Raw genomic sequence first — 17,244 nt, 5'->3', positions numbered from 1 at the left:
CTCAATAAAAAATTGTTGGGAACTCTGGTAAAGAACCTTCTAATAATTTCACAAACACAAAATATATTCCAAGAGAAAACCCTCCAGCTATTAGGATAGTTTTAAGCCAACCACCCTTTTCCATTACCTGAAATCCAATGACTAAAAATAAAAATGTAGTAATTACATATCCTAACTTTTCAAGCAACAAGACATATAAGATAGCAGAGACAAAAATAATTAAAAACCTTTTATATTCTATTTTTACTTTTTGAATTTTCTCAGAAGAATGATTACAAGTTTCAAAAAAGAGACGAAAGCTAAGGAGAATTAATATTACCCCTAAGGCTGTTGGGAATACGTCTGGTCCTACATTACTCCCATAAGCTGTTTCTGGAATTTTTAAGCTTCCAGCTATAAATGCACCCCCTATAAGTAAAAATAAAATACTTATCATACGATCAAAACTTAGATTCACTTTGCCATCACCTCCGAAAAAAATTAGGGGAAAGAGATACTCTCTTTCCCTCTGCATGATTATTTAGCCATATCAAGCGCATGAAGCAGTTCAGCTATTTGATTACTTTGCTCATCTAAAAATAATTTGAAATCGTTTGAGTTTTTATAATCACTTTCCCACCCAGCGCTTTTCATTGATTTCTTCCACTCTTCTGTTTCTACCATTTGCTGAATTTTATCGTCCCAAAAGCTAAGCGCTTCCTCACTCATCTCTTTTGGTCCGAATATCCCTCGCCAAATCATAAATTCTGCATCTATACCTAACTCTTTCATAGTCGGCACATCACTAAGCTCTCCTTCTATTCGCTCTGGTGCCGCCACTGCTAGTACTTTTACTTTTCCTGCCTTTACATACTCTATGACAGATGATGCATCTGTTGCAATAGCTCCAGCATTACCACCTAGTAAAGCCGTCATTGCTTCACCGGTGCCATCATACGAAACATATTTTATAGATTTATGATCAATTCCAGACTTATACGCTGGTAAAATAGAGACTAAATGATACATGGATCCTGGTCCCGATCCTCCAGCGAATGTTACGGAAGTTGGATCCTCTTCTAAATCCTCCAATAAAGCTGGGAGGTCGTTATACTTAGAATCTGACCTAACAACAATGGATCCATAGTCTTTCGTCAATTGAGCTAGAGGTGTTGTATCTTTATGTCCAAAAGGACTATTACCTTCCTTTTTTAAATTATTTATTAATACAGGAGGGGAGCCAGTAAATAGTTTATAATCGTTTTTAACATCTTGTGTGGCATAACTAGCAATAAATACTGTTCCTCCGCCACCGGGTTTGTTTTCAACTGTCATCGTCTTATCCAATAATTTAGATTCCGCCATCACCTTTGAAAAGGTCCTTGCTGTCCGATCCCAGCCTCCACCTGGACCTGACGGTGCTACAACAACAATTGGTTTCTCTGGATAAGTTCCATTACTTTTTCCAGCTCCACTCGCAGTATTATTTCCATTCCCACTACAACCCGCTAAAGTCAAAACTAATGCAATCCCTACCAAAACACCTTTCCATTTTGCAGTTTTCTTCATAACTTCTTCACCTCTTCGAATAGTATGAAAGCGCCTACATTTTTATTTAAATGAATTCTCCTCGGCTTCCAGACACGAGGAGAATATATGCTATTTGGCTAATTCTGTTCTTTCCCTATTAATATAATTAGCTGCTGATGCTCCTGCCAACTTCCCAAATACAGCACCCGACATTAAACCTGACCCGCCAGGATAGTTTTCGTAAAAGATTCCACCAATCATTTCACCTGCTGCAAAAAGTCCATTTATCGGCTCTTCTCTTGCATCTAATACATGACCTGTCGTATCTACGTGTAGTCCGCCAAACGAAAAAGTGATGCCACACGTAACTGGAAAAGCATAGAACGGACCTTGTTCTATTCGAAGTGCCCAATTGGATTTAAGAGGGGTAATTCCCTTCGTTCCCTTCCCGTCCTTCTCCGCTGGCTTGTATTCGCCTTCCTCTACTGCTCGATTGTATTCGCTCACCGTATCTAAAAATTGCTTTTTATCCACTGGTAACAAATTTACTAGTTCTTCTAAAGTATCCGCTTGAAAAAAAGTAGCTTCTTCCAGATCGTATTCTTTCCTTAACATAGGTCTAACCTGCGCATCATAGAGTTGATATGCGACATGGCCAGGTTGCTTCAGTATTTCACGACCATATTTGGCATACGTATAATTTCGTAAATCTGCTCCCTCATCAACAAAACGCTTTCCCTCTTTATTTAGCATGATGCTATATGGATAAGAGTGCTTTTTAAAAATATCGCCGGGTTTTGCAAAGTCACCTACTTTGGGAGCATTATAATCTGTACCAATTGAATGGCAGCCTTCCCACTCCCCATATTTTTGTGCTCCTACTTCTAAAGCCATCGTAATACCATCACCTGTATTGAATTCAGTTCCACGAACAATGGCGGCTTCCCATTCTTCCCCAATATGCTCACTTCTCCAATTCTTATTGGCCTCAAAGCTACCACACGCTAAAATCACACCAAATGTATTTACAGTAATCGATTCATTGTCTTTTTGCACAACAACACCTGTAATTTGCTCATCTTCTTTATTTAATTTTATAGCACGGGAATCATACCAAATCTCAATACTAAGCTCTTGAGCTCTTTCAAAAAGCTTCTTTATTAATCCAACGCCTTTGTTTTCTGTTTTAATCGGCAAACCCCCCCAAAAATGTCGTTTGCCGTCTTGTAGAAAAGATTGATTATCATAGTTCAATTCAAAGTTAATACCTTGATTTTGCATCCATGCAATTGTGTCATAGGACTTGGAAACAAGCTGTTGACCTAGTTGAGGATCGCTTTCCCCACTCGTTACTCGCATTAAGTCATCATAATAATCTTGTTCCGTGTACTCTGGCATCACAATATTTGCTGCCTCATCGTCTGTCAATTTGGGTATTATTTTTCTGATAGCGTCTAAATTATTGTAGGCAACTCGAATCGCTCCATCAGTAAAATAAGAGTTACCTCCGCGTTTTTCTATTGATCCTTTTTCTAAAACCAGGACACTGGCGCCACCCTCCTTCGCTGCAATTGCTGCACATAAAGCTGCATTTCCAGCTCCTACTACTACAACATCATAATTATGTGTATGAGACATGCTAATTCCTCCTAATAAGTTATAATGAATCTTAAAAAATATAATAAATATAAAATTCAGAAAATAATAATATTACTTTTCTATTTTTCTTCATAGAAAAATCTTATAAGAGCGCCATATATGTGATTTACATAACATTTAATGTTAGAATAAATTGAAAATTCTTTTTAAAAGAGAGAGGAGTTAGTTATATTTGGACGAAAAAGATTGGCATATATTAACTACACTTCACGATGAAAGAAATATAACAAGAACTGCCCAGCGTCTCTATATTTCTCAGCCTGCATTAACGTATCGAATCCAACAATTAGAAAAAGAATTCTGCACAAAGATTGTTTCTCGAAGAAAAAAAGGGGTGGAGTTTACCGTAAAGGGGGAATACCTTGTTCAATATGCAAATCAAATGATTTATCAGCTTCGCCATACAAAAGAACATATTACTAATATGGATGAAGCAGTGAAAGGTACGCTTAGATTGGGCGTTTCTGGATTGTTTGCCCGATTTGAGCTTCCTTCATTATTAAAAGATTTTTTAAAGGAGTACCCGCAAGTTGATGTCAATTTGAAAACAGGCTGGAGTACCGAGATACAGCAGATGCTGCAAAAAGAAGAGGCACATCTTGGAATTGTAAGAGGAGATTATAGCTGGAAGGAACATAAAATATTATTACGAGAAGAAAAAATTTGCATAGCATCTAGTAGGAATATAGATTTTAAAGATCTTCCTTCTCTTCCAAGAGTAAATTACAAAACAGATCCATCCTTAAAAAATACCATTGATAATTGGTGGCAGGAAACTTATACGAAACCACCAATGATTTCCATGGAGGTTGATAGAATTGATACTTGCAAGGAGCTAGTCCTAAACGGGCTCGGGTATGCCATTTTACCAGAAATTTGTATCCAAGAAAATGACCTGTTGTGTGTGTCACCTATTAAAATAGACAACAATCGTTTTCTGACCCGCAATACTTGGTTATTTTATAGAGATGTTACGTTAGAGCTAGCCCAAGTAAAAGCATTTATCCATTTTTTAACTGAAATAAAACAGAAAGTGGTATTATGAATCTTTTTGTAGCAATATCTTAGCCTTTTTCCACTATAATGCCAGTGAATATAGTGATTTACGAATCTATTACATAATACACAGAAGAATTCTAGTAGGAAAGAGTAGATAATTTGATTTAGTTCGTGAACAAAGAATCACTTATCGAATATAGATAATGTTCTAAGTTAATTTAAAATAAATAAAAAAGTGTCAACCTGTTGGATTAAACATCCTCTCAGGTTGCACTTTTCAGATAGTTTCTGGATATATGCATTCTGCTAGGCGCTTGAAAACGTATGTCTCATTATCTACTACTAAATCCAGGTTAAACCGCTCTCTAAAGCCTGGTCCACTGAAATAAAAATTACGCGCATCTCTATCAATTTCTAGATCATAATTCTTAAACCGATAAGCAAGTATTTTCTTTGCTTTATCAACATATAGACTATCTAACTCAATTTTTACTTCGTTCGAAATGCGATTTAATAGTCTCCAAAGAATTTCTTCTTCTCTCGTTTTTTTATAGAAATCTGTGAGGTGTTTTGCATAGAGAAAGGAGTTACTGTAAAACATAGCATGATTGTTCACTAGGTATTCATTGCAAATAATAGAAGTCTTATTCTCCTCGGCTAGTGTAAATAATAGATTTTCCCCTTCAATTTTCATTTGAACAACCCTAGCATACACAATAATTTGGCCAGTTCCTTCTTCCAACAAAGAGATGTAATTGATTTTTTGCCAACTTGAATCTAAGCTATCCAATGGAATACTATATTGTCTTTCTTTTAATATCATGAGATTATTCATTTTGTTCACACGACAAATCATGACATAATCTGTTGAATAAAGATTATTTTCACTCACTTCAGTTCCCTTAGGAAGAATTCCTTCTTGTTGAAGTTGTTCCGCGCTCTTGTTTAATAAATTATCAATAAATCGTTCAACTAGTTCTGTTGCATTAGGTAAAAACGGTAGGCCACCAATATTCACTTGATCTATACTTTGATACAGGCGATGTATTTGATATTCTTCCCATTCTCTCCAAGGGAACAAAACATAGGCACCAAAAGCAGTACGTTCATATCTTTCTCCTGTATTTACAACAATGGAATCTCTATATCGATGCATTGTGTTAATATCCTCTTGCATAGGTCCTGGCGTACGATCAGTTTCCAAGTCTAATCTATACTTCGCATCAAATATATACTGATACTCATGGCTCTTCCCATTCTTGCTAATGCTAAGCATCGAATCAGGTTTCTGTTGGACAGTAGGGACTCGGTTGTTTGCGGTACTAGTGTCATATTGGAATCTCAACGTAATTCTTTCACCCGTTACGGGGTGAATATATTTACGTTCAGCCCTTTTTGACTTGTCCAAGTTAACAAATAATCCATCTCGATTAACTTTTACGATATCTTGACTTATTTGTGTACATTTTCGCGCTAATATTTGTCCTAACTTCAAGAAAGTCCAGTATTCATAGAGTGTAGCAATATCTTTAATAGACATTTTATAGATACTTCCCTGCAGCACAAGGCTCTTACTAACTATAGTATAAACTTGTAAAACTTCTCGGTAGCCTGGTGCCATTTGTAAAACCATATTCATTACAGATCGGTCTAGTTTACCCACTTTCCTCCAAAATGGTCTTTTTTGTCTTTTTTCAACTTGTTCAATCATTTTATCCAATCGTTGCATAAGTTCATTGTCTTCTTTGTTATTTCCCCATTTATTTGATGTAGACACTATCTCCTTGAGATTTTTTAATCGTGCACCTATTCTTAGCATAGTCCACTTTACATATCTGTTCTCATGGGTATCCATAGTATGCTCTTTTTTTATCAACAGACCTTTTATAGGCAAAATGTTTCTACCATCAATTGCAAACCCATTGGATATATCTATAAACTTGTCTGCATTTTTTCTTAAATAATTTAACGACTTTTGATCTTGTCTTCTAAGACAATTTCCTCTTACCTCTTTATAGGTTTTTATAAGCTGGTGGTGGGATGTTTTTTCCACTTGATCGATTGCTCTAATATACTGTTTATAATGTCGGTCTACTAGCCGGTAAAATTCAGCCAAGGAGGGTTCTTTATAGATTTTAGCACTAGCTTGTAAATAGGTTCTCTTTATAAAATGATAGGCAAGGTTATAGACTTCTTCATTCACTTCGTCTAATAGAGCTTTGTAATCTTTTTTATAGTCTAGTTTGGTAGGATAAATTTCTAGCATCACTTCAACAAGAGCGTTGTTCTTCTCATCGCGCACTTCAAAAGAAGTTAATCCCACTTCATTTTGAAAATGTAATGTTCCTGTGAGAATATTACCTCTAGAGATCTGACCTATCGCTTCTCTAAACTCTGGATACTCATGATAAAAAATTAGACTTTCCTTATTATTTGGAATGATTATAATCTCATATCTACCATTTTCAAAAAAAATAGGAAGGAAATCCTGTTCTTCATAAGGTACGAGCTGCTGAGTTAAAACATCGTATACTTCTATTTTTACTTCTCCATTAGCTCTACACTGAAATTGCATAGCATCTTCTACTTTAAAGGGCATATGTTGGTGCAATTTATTGTACTTGGGATGTTCGGCTTTACCTTTTATAATACAAGTGAGATCTCCCGTTTCTATAACAACTAATTCTTTTTCTTTAAGAGATCCAGAAGGAAGTAAAGCCATCATTACGGTACCTCTCTAACATTTCTATAACTTTTTGAGTAGATTTCGGATATTTACTTGAAGATTGTAAATTATCATCATCATAAGGAATGCCTACAAATTCTTGATATAACTTTTCTAGTACGTCAGCTACTCTATCATCACTGCCTAAAATACGTGGTAGAATTTTTTGCATAATACAGTAGTCCAATCCTTTATCTTCTTCTAATAATTTGCTTGTAGCATTATGGGCCATATAAAAACATATTTCATCTCGTACACGATAACCTACTTGAGCACTTATCGACTTTAAGTGTTTGTTAATCTTGGATATGAGCGCAGAAACATCAACAACTAATTGCATGTGGTCTGAATAAATATCTTTAATTGAAATAAAACTAGCCTCTAACAATTCATTAGACACTCTTATCTTCTCGACTTCTTCCTGGCTTTCTACAAAATTAAAGCTATTCAATTCTATATCATTGAATTCAATAGTATTAGCCCTATCCAACACCTTTTTACTAAATGGATGAGTAGTTTCGTCCATGTTTACTGTTCCAAGAATGTATAAATTATTAGGTATACGTAGGCCTTTTATATACTTCTCATCGACCAATAAAGACGAGATTATATTCTCTCCCTCTCGTCTTCGACTCTCCATCACACTTAATACATCACTAAAGTAATACTCTACTCTAGCCAAGTTCATTTCATCCAACAAAACAAAATAGGGCAAATCAGGATTAGCCTGTGCATGTTCAATAATCTTAGTCAAAGGTCCTTTTTGAAAATCCCCTTTTAAATCCTCAAATCCAAGTAGCTCTGCACTATCACTCCAATCAGGTCTAACTGGGATAAGTTTAAACTGGCTATTCTCTTCTGTTGCCCCCATACTTTCTGCAAACAACTGAACAATTTTTGTTTTACCTGTTCCAGAGATGCCTGAGATAATGACAAAAGGTTTACTTCGTATGGATAAGTAGAGATTTTTAATACTATCTAAAGAGTAGGAAAATCCTTTTGAAATAATAAAATTATAAATTTGCGTTACTAAATCATCCTGATAAATATCTTTAATAAGTGGATTTTCCTCTATATGTTCTTCTGATCCATCTAAATTCAGTAACTTATTTAGACTGGTGTATTTGATTGGATTGCCACTCCCTTTATGTATTTTACTGACTTCTAAATCTACCAATTTTTCTCTCATTTCTGTTGAACTAATTTTACCTTCAAGTATATATCTTGAAGGTTTTCTTTGGGGAAGCTCCTCATGGAACCCCAAAAAGTCATATACTTCAATAATTTTGTTTTTATATACCGGACAGTAAAACTTTAGTTCTCGAGTCGAGGTTTTTTGAAAGCTAGCGACCCAGCTTTTACTTGTGGTTTTAAACAACTCTTCGGGCGACATATTATCTCTGTATGTTTTATTAATTTTTATTAAAACTACATCTTCTATCAATTTGAGAACCCCTTTACCGTTTACTTTTAACAGCTGAATTTCTATAATTTATTTTACATCATCATCTAATCTAGAAATTATAAGATAAGATTGAGTATTTCACAAATATCCATATCTATGGATAGATTTATGCTTTTCAAAAGTCGAAATCTAAAGTAACGATGAGGTATTTATATACTTGAATATCAATCGTGAACATTTGGTAAAGGGTATCAGTTAAATTGGAGAACGAAAAATTATCTACTCGATCTTCAATCATCTCATTCCCCCATCAGCACCTCCAAAATGTCCTCTTCACTCATCCCTGCCAAAACATCCTGTCCAGAATAGATAACTTCCTCGATTAGACTTTGTTTTCTGTGTTGAAGTTGGGTTATTTTCTCTTCAATGGTACCCTTCGCAACTAGTCGAATGACTTGAACCTCATTTGTTTGTCCCATACGGTGGGCGCGGTCAGCAGCCTGCTGTTCAACAGCTGGGTTCCACCATAAATCGTACAGGATAACCGTATCTGCTCCAGTAAGGTTGAGACCAGTACCCCCTGCCTTCAATGACACGAGAAATAAGTCACCCTCACCGTTATTGAAACGTTCGCATAGACTGACACGTTCAACTGGAGGGGTTTGTCCGTCTATATAAAAGTAAGGTGCACCCTGTTTGACAAGCTGTCTGCGAATGATTGCTAGCATTTGAGTAAACTGTGAGAAGACAAGCACTCGTCTACCGGTCATACGACAATCCTCTAGAATCTCCATCAGTTGTTCATACTTTGCCGAGCTACCCTCATAGCCTTCAACAAATAGGGCTGGGTGGCAGCATAACTGTCTAAGTCTTGTGAGTCCCGCTAGAAACTTGATACGATTTTTTCGAAAGGTTTTTTTCTTCAAATGCTTCAGAGCATCATGCTTTAGCTCTGCCAAATGAGCTGCATAAAGCTTTTTCTGCTCCACCTGAAGCTCGGAGTAGATAACCATCTCGGTTTTCTTAGGCAGCTCTTCTAAAACATCTTTTTTCATACGACGCAATATAAATGGGCGAACCTGCTTCGCTATATGCTCTCTTCTCATTTCACTGAATTCTCTTCTGTTTGGCAATAGACCAGGAAATACTACGTAGAAAATAGACCATAGCTCGTCTAAGGAATTTTCTATCGGTGTTCCAGTAAGTGCAAATCGATGCTTGGCCTGCAGCATTTTTACCGCCCTAGCCGTCTTCGTCATAGGATTTTTAAATGCTTGTGCCTCATCAAAAAACACCGTATGAAAGAACATATCCCGATAACGGTCAGTATCCATTCTCAATGTAGGATAGGAGGTAACAATGACATCCGCATCTGTTGCAGTGAGCCATGCTGTATTTCTGTCCGCCTTACTACCGTCAATAATTCGTGCATCTATATGGGATGCGAACTTCTCTAACTCGTTTGTCCAGTTATAAAGCAGTGAGGCTGGGGATACTACTAATATTGGTTGCTTCCGTGCCCGAACTTCAGGTAGCACTGATTCTATAAAAGCAATGCTTTGCAGCGTTTTTCCCAGGCCCATATCGTCTGCGAGTATACCTCCAAATCCATAGGATGCCATAAGCTTAAACCATCTGTATCCTGCTTTTTGATAATCTCGTAGTACATTTTCTAACCCTGTTGGCACATTCTCTTCTAAATTTGCAGGGTCGTTTAAGTTTTTTAGAAGCTTCGCAAATTGTAAACCAGGCTCTAGTAAATCTCCATGACTCAACGACTGTGCAATTTGCATTCCTTTTAGGAGTGGAACTTTCATTCCTTCTCGGAAATGTTCACTGCTTATCTCCATATCCTCCATGAATCTTGCGAGATCCAAAAATTCGGGTGTTTCAAGCGATACTAAATTGCCATTTGGTATTCGATAAAATTTTCTTTTCTCTTCAATGGCTGTCATAAGGTGCTGAATTTCTTTTTCTTTTATACCATCCAGCTCGAACCGAAACTCTAGCCATTCTGTTCTTTCCTTCATCTCAATTCTTATCTTCGGACCCGTATATTCTTTTATAACTCGTATCTTTACAGCAGTAGAAGCATATACCTGCACCCATTTTTCCACGTTAGGCAGTACATAGTATAGGAAGTTATATTCGTCTTCCTCATCCATCAAGAAAAATCCCCCTGGTGTTTGGGTAAACCCACAGTCCAATAGGAGCTTCATGATTTCAAGCTCCTTTTCTCTTTGACGCCGCACTCCAGGAAAATGAGTAAAGGATTCCTCTGTTTCTTCACAGGGATTGACTAGCAGATGGCCATAATGGAATTCTAAGCCTGCTAGCAGTCGATTTTTTACCCTATCTAAAAATAACTTGGCCTTGAGTGGTGTCTCACCCATCCTTTTGGAAATAGGCTCCGCTATATATACCTGACCAAGCTTCATCAAGCCCGGCAAGACTGTTTTCATGAAATGGTCTATATTCTTCTCAAGAATAACTAGCTCGTGCTTCCCGGACTGATCCAGCATGCTTTTGAGTTCAGCGAGTCTGCTTGCTTCCTCTGGCTGAAGTTTATACAGCACCCCCTTGGAGAAGGCATAGCCGTAAGATCGGAAAACAGTCACTAAATCTAGACCTTTTACGTTTAACTGATAATCAGGCTTCTTCGCTTCATCAAATTCAAAACGAATAGGCAGCTCTTGTCCAAGCTGAATACCTTCATAATATAGATCATTATGCAGAAACTTGACCCTTGGTGCTTTTACAAGTAAAGGTAGGAGTCGTTCCCAATCCGATACCGAGATAAGTAAGATATCCTCTTGTATATTAGCCTTACTATTTAAGCGCTGACTTTTCATTAGTAATTGAAGTACCTCATCCGTTTCCTTTGAAAAGCTATAAATTTCCGGTGAGTAGAAGCTGCCTGTAGAATATTCGAAAGGCCTTCTTCTTTCCATCTCGTTTAAAAACTTCGCTACTTGCTTGATTTCATGAAAGGATTCGAGACCAATAGCTAACTGTATACCGAATCCATATGCTTCATCATCCAAGGGTACTGAACAGCAAGTAAACTCCATCTCCAAAATCTTTCTTTCATCAAAATGTAGTTGCTTACCTATAGGTGGCGATGTCTTTTTTTCAAACAAATTCAGCATTTTTTCTGCCAAATAATTATCTATTCGTTGCTTCTCTTCAATTGCAATTAGAACAGCAGCAATATGCTGACAATAGGTGGAAATGAATCCTACTGGGGGACATGTACAAGTTGCTACAACCTCTCCAGCAGAGTCAGCTTTTATAGTAACAATGAAATCTTCTCCAGCCTTCACAGTAGCCTCCATCACCTGTTGATTGTTCGGGCTAGGATGAAGATGTACCTTATCCGCAAGAAAATAAGCCTTACCCTTTTTATAAGCAGTAATGCCACATAGTTCTTTAATTTTCTTTTCGTTTATTGTACTTTTCATCATCTAAAACCCTTTCTATGTTTCTGTTAGCTCTATTTTAGCATGATAGGAATGTTTGTGCGTCCTGTACATACCTTTACCATTTCTAAACGAAAAGAAAAGGATGCCCATTGTTGGACACCCTTTTCCTCCTCTTATTTAGCTTCTAAAATTTCTTGTAAGTTTTTTAATACTAGCTTATTACCTCTATGCTAGAATTTGCTCAATTGATGTTGTCTTATCTGCTACTAAATCATAAAAACCGATGTGTACGTTTTCTTCATATAGCCAAAATAAATCTGTCCCATATGGTGCTTCAAAAATTTCTAGCATCTGAGGTGCCAGTGAATAGATAGTTTCAGCATTCACAATGACAAAATTATTAGGATTGTTCACATATTCGTCATCGTCTAACTCCGAAAAAATATTCCATCCGTTTAATTGAGGAATTGTACTCGGTTCTCTAAAGCTATATCGGATGGGTACACCATTCAATACGTTTTTGGATATCATGAAACCGCCATATGCATCATTTCTATTATCCATGCTCATACTCCTTTACTATTTCCAAGAAGTCATTTCTCCAAGGAAACTCTTTCGCGTAGTCTAGAATCGATTTATTAAAAGTATCCTTTATATTTACATCGGATCCCTTTTCCACTAAATAATAATAAATATCCTTCATATCCTCTGTAGTGTTTTTATTGACTGTTATCGCATATTTTAATGGTATAGAGTTAAATTTGTCCACGGCATTTACGTCCACACCATTTTCTACGAGTAGTCTAACAACCGTTTCCATATAATCTTTTGGACCTTTCATAATGTTAAAGAAAAAAGTATGGAGAGCATTTCTATTATACAAAGAGTCTGTAAAGGAGACGTCTATCCCGTCTTCTAATAGATATTTAGTAATGGCTAGCTTATCATCGGGATTCTTATCATTAAGCATTGCGGTAGACAACAAGTTAAACTTACTATTCGGATTAATCTGATTTGCCTCTCCGTTATAGAAATTTTTAAAATCCTCAAAGGTTCCCTTAAGTACTGCATCAAACACATTTGTAATTTTCATATCCTTATCATTTCCCTTCGAATTTACGACTTCTATTTGCTCCAGGACTCTCTATCCTAAAGTTTTCAGGATTAAACTGGAACTCTTTCAATTCTTCTAAGGTTATTTCACGATTCCTATATTTTTCAAACATAGGATGATACTCATATCCCTGTCGATGTCCAAAGTCTACTGCACCTTTTCTTGGTAGACCTGGCTTCCAATCAAGGACCTCCATCGTATTAGGATCACGTAAAATGCCATCAGGTCCAACATTGTTTTCATATACATTCCGTTCAAATTCTATTTTTTTGTCCCCTGATAATTGTGGTCTACCTCGTGGTTTTCCATTTTTAATATATGGTCCATTTTCAATAGGAGGTAACTTATCTACAATTTTAGAAGCATCTCCCACCTTATCTGCAGCTTTTGAGGCATCAACGGCATTGTCTATAGCTTTTACAGCTGTTGCGCCACCTTTTACTGCTTTTCCTACAGGAAGAGGGATAAGGGAGGCAGCAGCTATTCCTTTATCCAAAAAAGACGCATTTGGATCGGTTAATGTTCGGAAATCATCCATAAATAGAAAGTCAGCGGTAGCTTCAAAAAAGTTTTTATCTTCAGGTTTATTCGCCTGTGCTTCCTCTACCTTGGATACTATTTCATATTGAATTGGAGCTGATTCGTTAGCTTGAAATTCTTTTACAATAAGTCCGTTGTCATAAACATGATACCTGACAAACAATGTAGTTTCATCTGGCTCACCCTCAACCGATTTAATCCTACCATTTTCCATAATACTCAGTATCTCAGGATCGATTTCTGTTCCTACTAACTCGTCTATATTATCTATTCGCTTCGAAATTTACATCTGTTAGACCAGACATAAATATGGATTCTATTTTAGAGATCCATTGATTCATCATCTAAATCCCTTCCCTGGTGTCCTTTTCAATTGTGCTACACGCGTTTTCAGGCACACGCATACGGATAGTATAAGGCATTACAGCCGCTTCCTTCTCTTGCACTTCTTCTTTAGATAAATGTCTGCATTTTCCGTTATACATCGGTGCAGCCACACCATTTTCTTTTTGTTGCTCACGGTCAGCTTCTAACTCCTCTGAAGTACAGAAGCATGTCCTTTTTCTAGCATTTCTTCCGCATATTTTATGTAAATATCTAAACGCTCCATTTGTCGATAAGGCGCATAAGGTCCACCGATATCTACAGATTCGTCGTATTCCATTCCTAACCACTTTAAGTTATCCAGCTGCGATAATTCTCCGCCTTCAATATTACGCTCAATATCTGTGTCTTCTATACGAACGATAAATTTCCCATTATGGTGGCGAGCAAATAAATAACATGGCCTCGAAATTAGGCGTGATTATAAATACATTTTATGCCTATCATTTTGAAATGCAAAAAAGATTGCCCCTAGGGACAATCCTCTTATATATACTTAGTTTAAAATATATTATCCACCTTACAAAGCGAACATTTAGGAAATACCAATGGCAACAGCCACAAGCAATGCAAAGCATGCAATAATTGCCCAGCCAAGAATCATTTTCCATATAAATTTTACCCATCGTTCATAAGGAATACCAGCAACAGCCAAATAACCCATTAAAGCTGAAGAAGTAGGAATAATTGAATTGGTAATAGAGTCTCCATATTGGAATGCTAATACCGCTACTTGTCTTTCAAGGCCTAGCAAATCTGTTATAGGAATCATTATTGGCATTGTAGCTGCTGCCTGACCACTACCAGATGAGATAAATAAGTTAAGCACTGCTTGAATAAATAACATGCCGATCACACTAATTGATTGAGGAAGATTACCAATACCTTCTGCAGCATAATACACGATAGTGTCTATAATCTTCCCTTCCTCTAATACGACGGTAATTGCACGTGCAAATCCAACAATTAATGCCCCAAATGTTACCGCTTTTGCCCCGTCAATAAAAGAGTCAAAAATACGTGTAGTGTTTAGACCACCTAGTAATCCTGCTATAATTCCCATTATTAAAAACGAGGCTGCCAGCTCAGTGATAAACCATTCCCAGTTAAAAACTCCATAAATATTAAATCCTATTCCAATAGCCATTGTCAAAAAAACTAGCTTGTGTTTACCTGTCAGTTTAGCAAAGTTATTCATATCTGCATTAACTTCTTTTTGTTCAATATCATATATAACGCTAAGTTCAGGGTTTCGCTTCACCTTGAAGGCATAGCGCATCACATACCAAATCGCAAAGCCCAAAACTAATATGTATACAGCGAAACGAAAGCCAATACCCGAAAATAAAGGTACATCAGCTAACGACTGTGCTACACCTACCGTAAATGGATTTAACATACCTCCAAAAAATCCACTAGCTGCTCCAAGTGTAATCATTGCTGTACCTGTCACTGCATCAAAACCCATTCCTCGAGCTATTGCTATTCCAATTGGAACAAAAATAATGGCTTCCTCTGCCATCCCCATAGTAAATCCTCCAATAGAAAAGAGAATCATACTCATTGGAATCAGAAGCTTTTCTTTACCTTCTAAAGCACGTACTCCTTTATACACTCCAGCTTCAATAGCCCCAGTTTTATGGATGATTCCAAATACACCACTTACTAAAAAGATATAGAAAATAATTTGTGCGCCTTTTTCTAAACCCATCGGAATAGCTGTAAACAGCTCAAAAAAGCTCACTGGATCGCTATCTATTTCTTTGTAACTTCCATCTACTACGAGCGTTCTCCCTGACTCTTCATCTTCTACTCGTTCAAACTCTCCTGCGGGTACTACATAAGAAGCTAGTCCGGCAATTATAATAATAGTAAATATTAATGTATATGTGTGCGGTACCTTAAACCAGGACCTTTTCTTTTTTTCTTCCATCAATTACGCCCCTATTCATAATTTCAGATATTTCAATATTAATCGAATGTTATATTAAAATATAATAAATTAAATAGTAATAAAAGTATATATTTTTTTACTTACCCTAATAAATTTCCTAAAACAAGATAAAAATTTAAAAATATTATTATTTATTAAGTAACAATTTAAACCCTCATTATGCCCCTAAAATACTCTATTAATTTTGAATTTCTCTATGTTTTAAAGAATTCTAACCCAACCAATTAAATTCTTACTATTATAATTATTCTAAATATTAACTTTACATCCTCGTTATAAAGGCTTTAATATAGATATATGTTTCACAATTATCTTTAGGGGGTTTGGGAATGGGAAAGACTTTTAAAAAACTATCTATTTTGCTTTCCATTATGATGTTAGTTTTATTGGCAGCTTGTGGAACGGGAGAATCTTCAACTTCAAGTGGAGAAAATAGCAAAGGCGAGAATGGAACGATTTCAGCAAAAATTGGGGTTATCTCATACATGACAGGTCCTGGTGCTGCTTATGGAGAAGCAATCACAAATGGATTGAAATTAGCTTTAGAAGAAATTAATGAAAAAGGCGATGTAAAAATTGAGCTTGCAATTGAAGATTCAGTCGGAAAACAAGAGCAGGCATTATCTGTGGGTCAAAAATTGATGAGTCAGGACGATATTGTTGCAATCATAGGACCAACATTAAGTACAGAGATGAACGTTGTTGGACCTGAAGCTGATCTCAATGGTATCCCAATTATGGGGACTTCCACTACCGCGGCAGGTATTCCTCAGATTGGAGATTATGTATTCCGTAATTCTATACCAGAATCCCTAGCAATCCCTGCTGCATTGGAAAAAGCGGTAGACAAATATGGAGCTAAAAAAGTTGCTATTCTATATGGAAATGATGATCTATTCACTCAGTCCGGATTCGATACGATGAAGGCAGAAGCTGAAAATATGGGGCTTGAAATTTTAACAATCGAGACCTTTCAAAAAGGACAGTCCGATTATAATGCGCAACTTACTAAGATTAAAGATCTTCAGCCAGATCTAATCTTGGCTTCCGCTCTATATAATGAGGGTGCAGTAATCATGGACCAAGCAAGAAAAATGGGGATTGATGTTCCTTTTGTTGGAGGTAATGGATTCAATTCCCCTCAAGTAATTGAAATTGCCGGAGAAGCATCTAACGGATTAATTGTTGCAACTCCTTGGTTTGCGGATAAACCAGATGAAAAAGTTCAAGCTTTTGTAGAAAAATATGAAGAAGCGTATGGTCACAAGCCTGACCAGTTCGCTGCACAGGCCTATGATGCTCTTTATATTATTGCAGAGGCATTAAAAAATGCTGGAGAAGCAGACAGAGATGCGCTTCGTGATGCTCTGGCTGAAATTAAGGATTTAGAAGGCATCCTAGGGAAGATTTCTTTTGACAAGGACGGAGACGTAATAATGGATCCTACAGTTCTTATCATCCAGGATGGAGAATTCCAGTTGTTTGAGTAGTTCAAAATTTAACTAATACAGGTAAGGGTGCATAGCCCTTACC

At 36.6% G+C, this 17,244-nt stretch carries 13 protein-coding genes and 1 pseudogene; 2 read left to right on the top strand and 12 right to left on the bottom strand.

The features are described 5' to 3' along the window. Position 1: 1 nt before the first annotated feature. The 3 genes from ACQKNZ_RS00850 to tcuA form a co-directional block, all read right to left on the bottom strand. Positions 2-457: a tripartite tricarboxylate transporter TctB family protein gene (locus ACQKNZ_RS00850; RefSeq protein WP_427657528.1), complete on the bottom strand. Its 456-nt coding sequence runs from the start codon at positions 455-457 to the stop codon at positions 2-4. Between the two features lie 59 nt (positions 458-516). Further along, a complete protein-coding gene (locus ACQKNZ_RS00845; RefSeq protein ID WP_427657526.1) occupies positions 517-1,548 on the bottom strand; it encodes a tripartite tricarboxylate transporter substrate binding protein in 1,032 nt (343 codons plus the stop codon). Between the two features lie 90 nt (positions 1,549-1,638). Further along, positions 1,639-3,147, bottom strand: coding sequence for an FAD-dependent tricarballylate dehydrogenase TcuA (gene tcuA / locus ACQKNZ_RS00840; protein WP_427657524.1), 1,509 nt, complete (start codon positions 3,145-3,147; stop codon positions 1,639-1,641). Positions 3,148-3,340: 193 nt separating this feature from the next. Here tcuA and ACQKNZ_RS00835 point away from each other — a divergent pair, with 193 nt between their 5' ends. After that, a complete protein-coding gene (locus ACQKNZ_RS00835; protein ID WP_427657522.1) occupies positions 3,341-4,213 on the top strand; it encodes a LysR family transcriptional regulator in 873 nt (290 codons plus the stop codon). 231 nt (positions 4,214-4,444) lie between these two features. Here ACQKNZ_RS00835 and ACQKNZ_RS00830 read toward each other — a convergent pair whose 3' ends face one another. The 9 genes and pseudogenes from ACQKNZ_RS00830 to ACQKNZ_RS00790 all read right to left on the bottom strand — a co-directional run bounded on the left by ACQKNZ_RS00830 (position 4,445) and on the right by ACQKNZ_RS00790 (position 15,690). Then, a complete protein-coding gene (locus ACQKNZ_RS00830) occupies positions 4,445-6,892 on the bottom strand; it encodes a DUF2357 domain-containing protein (RefSeq protein ID WP_427657520.1) in 2,448 nt (815 codons plus the stop codon). After that, positions 6,861-8,336: an McrB family protein gene (locus ACQKNZ_RS00825; protein WP_427657518.1), complete on the bottom strand. Its 1,476-nt coding sequence runs from the start codon at positions 8,334-8,336 to the stop codon at positions 6,861-6,863. Before ACQKNZ_RS00825 ends, ACQKNZ_RS00830 begins: the two co-directional genes overlap by 32 nt. Positions 8,337-8,472: 136 nt before the next feature. Beyond that, entirely contained in the window at positions 8,473-8,595 is a 123-nt protein-coding gene (locus ACQKNZ_RS00820) for a hypothetical protein (RefSeq protein ID WP_427657517.1), read from the bottom strand. A 1-nt stretch (position 8,596) separates the two neighbouring features. Then, the gene (locus ACQKNZ_RS00815) at positions 8,597-11,758 is read right to left on the bottom strand and encodes an SNF2 helicase associated domain-containing protein (RefSeq protein ID WP_427657515.1); all 3,162 of its coding nucleotides are present in this window, start codon (positions 11,756-11,758) and stop codon (positions 8,597-8,599) included. Between the two features lie 186 nt (positions 11,759-11,944). Next, on the bottom strand, positions 11,945-12,283 hold the full coding sequence (locus ACQKNZ_RS00810) for a DUF2185 domain-containing protein (RefSeq protein ID WP_427657513.1): 339 nt from the start codon (positions 12,281-12,283) through the stop codon (positions 11,945-11,947). Further along, complete coding sequence (locus ACQKNZ_RS00805; RefSeq protein WP_427657511.1) at positions 12,276-12,812, bottom strand: ankyrin repeat domain-containing protein; 537 nt, start codon at positions 12,810-12,812, stop codon at positions 12,276-12,278. The genes ACQKNZ_RS00810 and ACQKNZ_RS00805 overlap by 8 nt, the downstream gene beginning before the upstream one ends. A gap of 7 nt (positions 12,813-12,819) precedes the next feature. Further along, positions 12,820-13,587: a GH-E family nuclease gene (locus tag ACQKNZ_RS00800; RefSeq protein WP_427657509.1), complete on the bottom strand. Its 768-nt coding sequence runs from the start codon at positions 13,585-13,587 to the stop codon at positions 12,820-12,822. A 154-nt stretch (positions 13,588-13,741) separates the two neighbouring features. Next, positions 13,742-14,154, bottom strand: a pseudogene (locus ACQKNZ_RS00795) (glutamate--tRNA ligase family protein); the annotation flags it as partial. 138 nt (positions 14,155-14,292) lie between these two features. Then, positions 14,293-15,690: a YfcC family protein gene (locus ACQKNZ_RS00790; RefSeq protein ID WP_427657507.1), complete on the bottom strand. Its 1,398-nt coding sequence runs from the start codon at positions 15,688-15,690 to the stop codon at positions 14,293-14,295. Between the two features lie 350 nt (positions 15,691-16,040). Between ACQKNZ_RS00790 and ACQKNZ_RS00785 the strand changes: the two genes are divergently transcribed. Continuing rightward, on the top strand, positions 16,041-17,201 hold the full coding sequence (locus tag ACQKNZ_RS00785; protein WP_144538406.1) for an ABC transporter substrate-binding protein: 1,161 nt from the start codon (positions 16,041-16,043) through the stop codon (positions 17,199-17,201). Positions 17,202-17,244 lie beyond the last annotated feature (43 nt).

Origin of the sequence: Psychrobacillus sp. NPDC093200, assembly GCF_050280345.1 — a bacterium.
In the GTDB taxonomy this organism is placed as follows: domain Bacteria; phylum Bacillota; class Bacilli; order Bacillales_A; family Planococcaceae; genus Psychrobacillus; species Psychrobacillus faecigallinarum.
This window is presented reverse-complemented; position numbering and strand designations above follow the sequence as displayed.

What these genes read in the sequence shown, in the direction of transcription:
- ACQKNZ_RS00810 (WP_427657513.1), bottom strand. Translation starts at nt 12,283, where the DNA reads ATGGATAATAGAAATGATGCATATGGCGGTTTCATGATATCCAAAAAC.
- ACQKNZ_RS00845 (WP_427657526.1), bottom strand. Translation starts at nt 1,548, where the DNA reads ATGAAGAAAACTGCAAAATGGAAAGGTGTTTTGGTAGGGATTGCATTA.
- ACQKNZ_RS00785 (WP_144538406.1), top strand. Translation starts at nt 16,041, where the DNA reads ATGGGAAAGACTTTTAAAAAACTATCTATTTTGCTTTCCATTATGATG.
- ACQKNZ_RS00815 (WP_427657515.1), bottom strand. Translation starts at nt 11,758, where the DNA reads ATGAAAAGTACAATAAACGAAAAGAAAATTAAAGAACTATGTGGCATT.
- tcuA (WP_427657524.1), bottom strand. Translation starts at nt 3,147, where the DNA reads ATGTCTCATACACATAATTATGATGTTGTAGTAGTAGGAGCTGGAAAT.
- ACQKNZ_RS00805 (WP_427657511.1), bottom strand. Translation starts at nt 12,812, where the DNA reads ATGAAAATTACAAATGTGTTTGATGCAGTACTTAAGGGAACCTTTGAG.
- ACQKNZ_RS00800 (WP_427657509.1), bottom strand. Translation starts at nt 13,587, where the DNA reads ATGGAAAATGGTAGGATTAAATCGGTTGAGGGTGAGCCAGATGAAACT.
- ACQKNZ_RS00830 (WP_427657520.1), bottom strand. Translation starts at nt 6,892, where the DNA reads ATGATGGCTTTACTTCCTTCTGGATCTCTTAAAGAAAAAGAATTAGTT.
- ACQKNZ_RS00820 (WP_427657517.1), bottom strand. Translation starts at nt 8,595, where the DNA reads ATGATTGAAGATCGAGTAGATAATTTTTCGTTCTCCAATTTAACTGAT.
- ACQKNZ_RS00790 (WP_427657507.1), bottom strand. Translation starts at nt 15,690, where the DNA reads ATGGAAGAAAAAAAGAAAAGGTCCTGGTTTAAGGTACCGCACACATAT.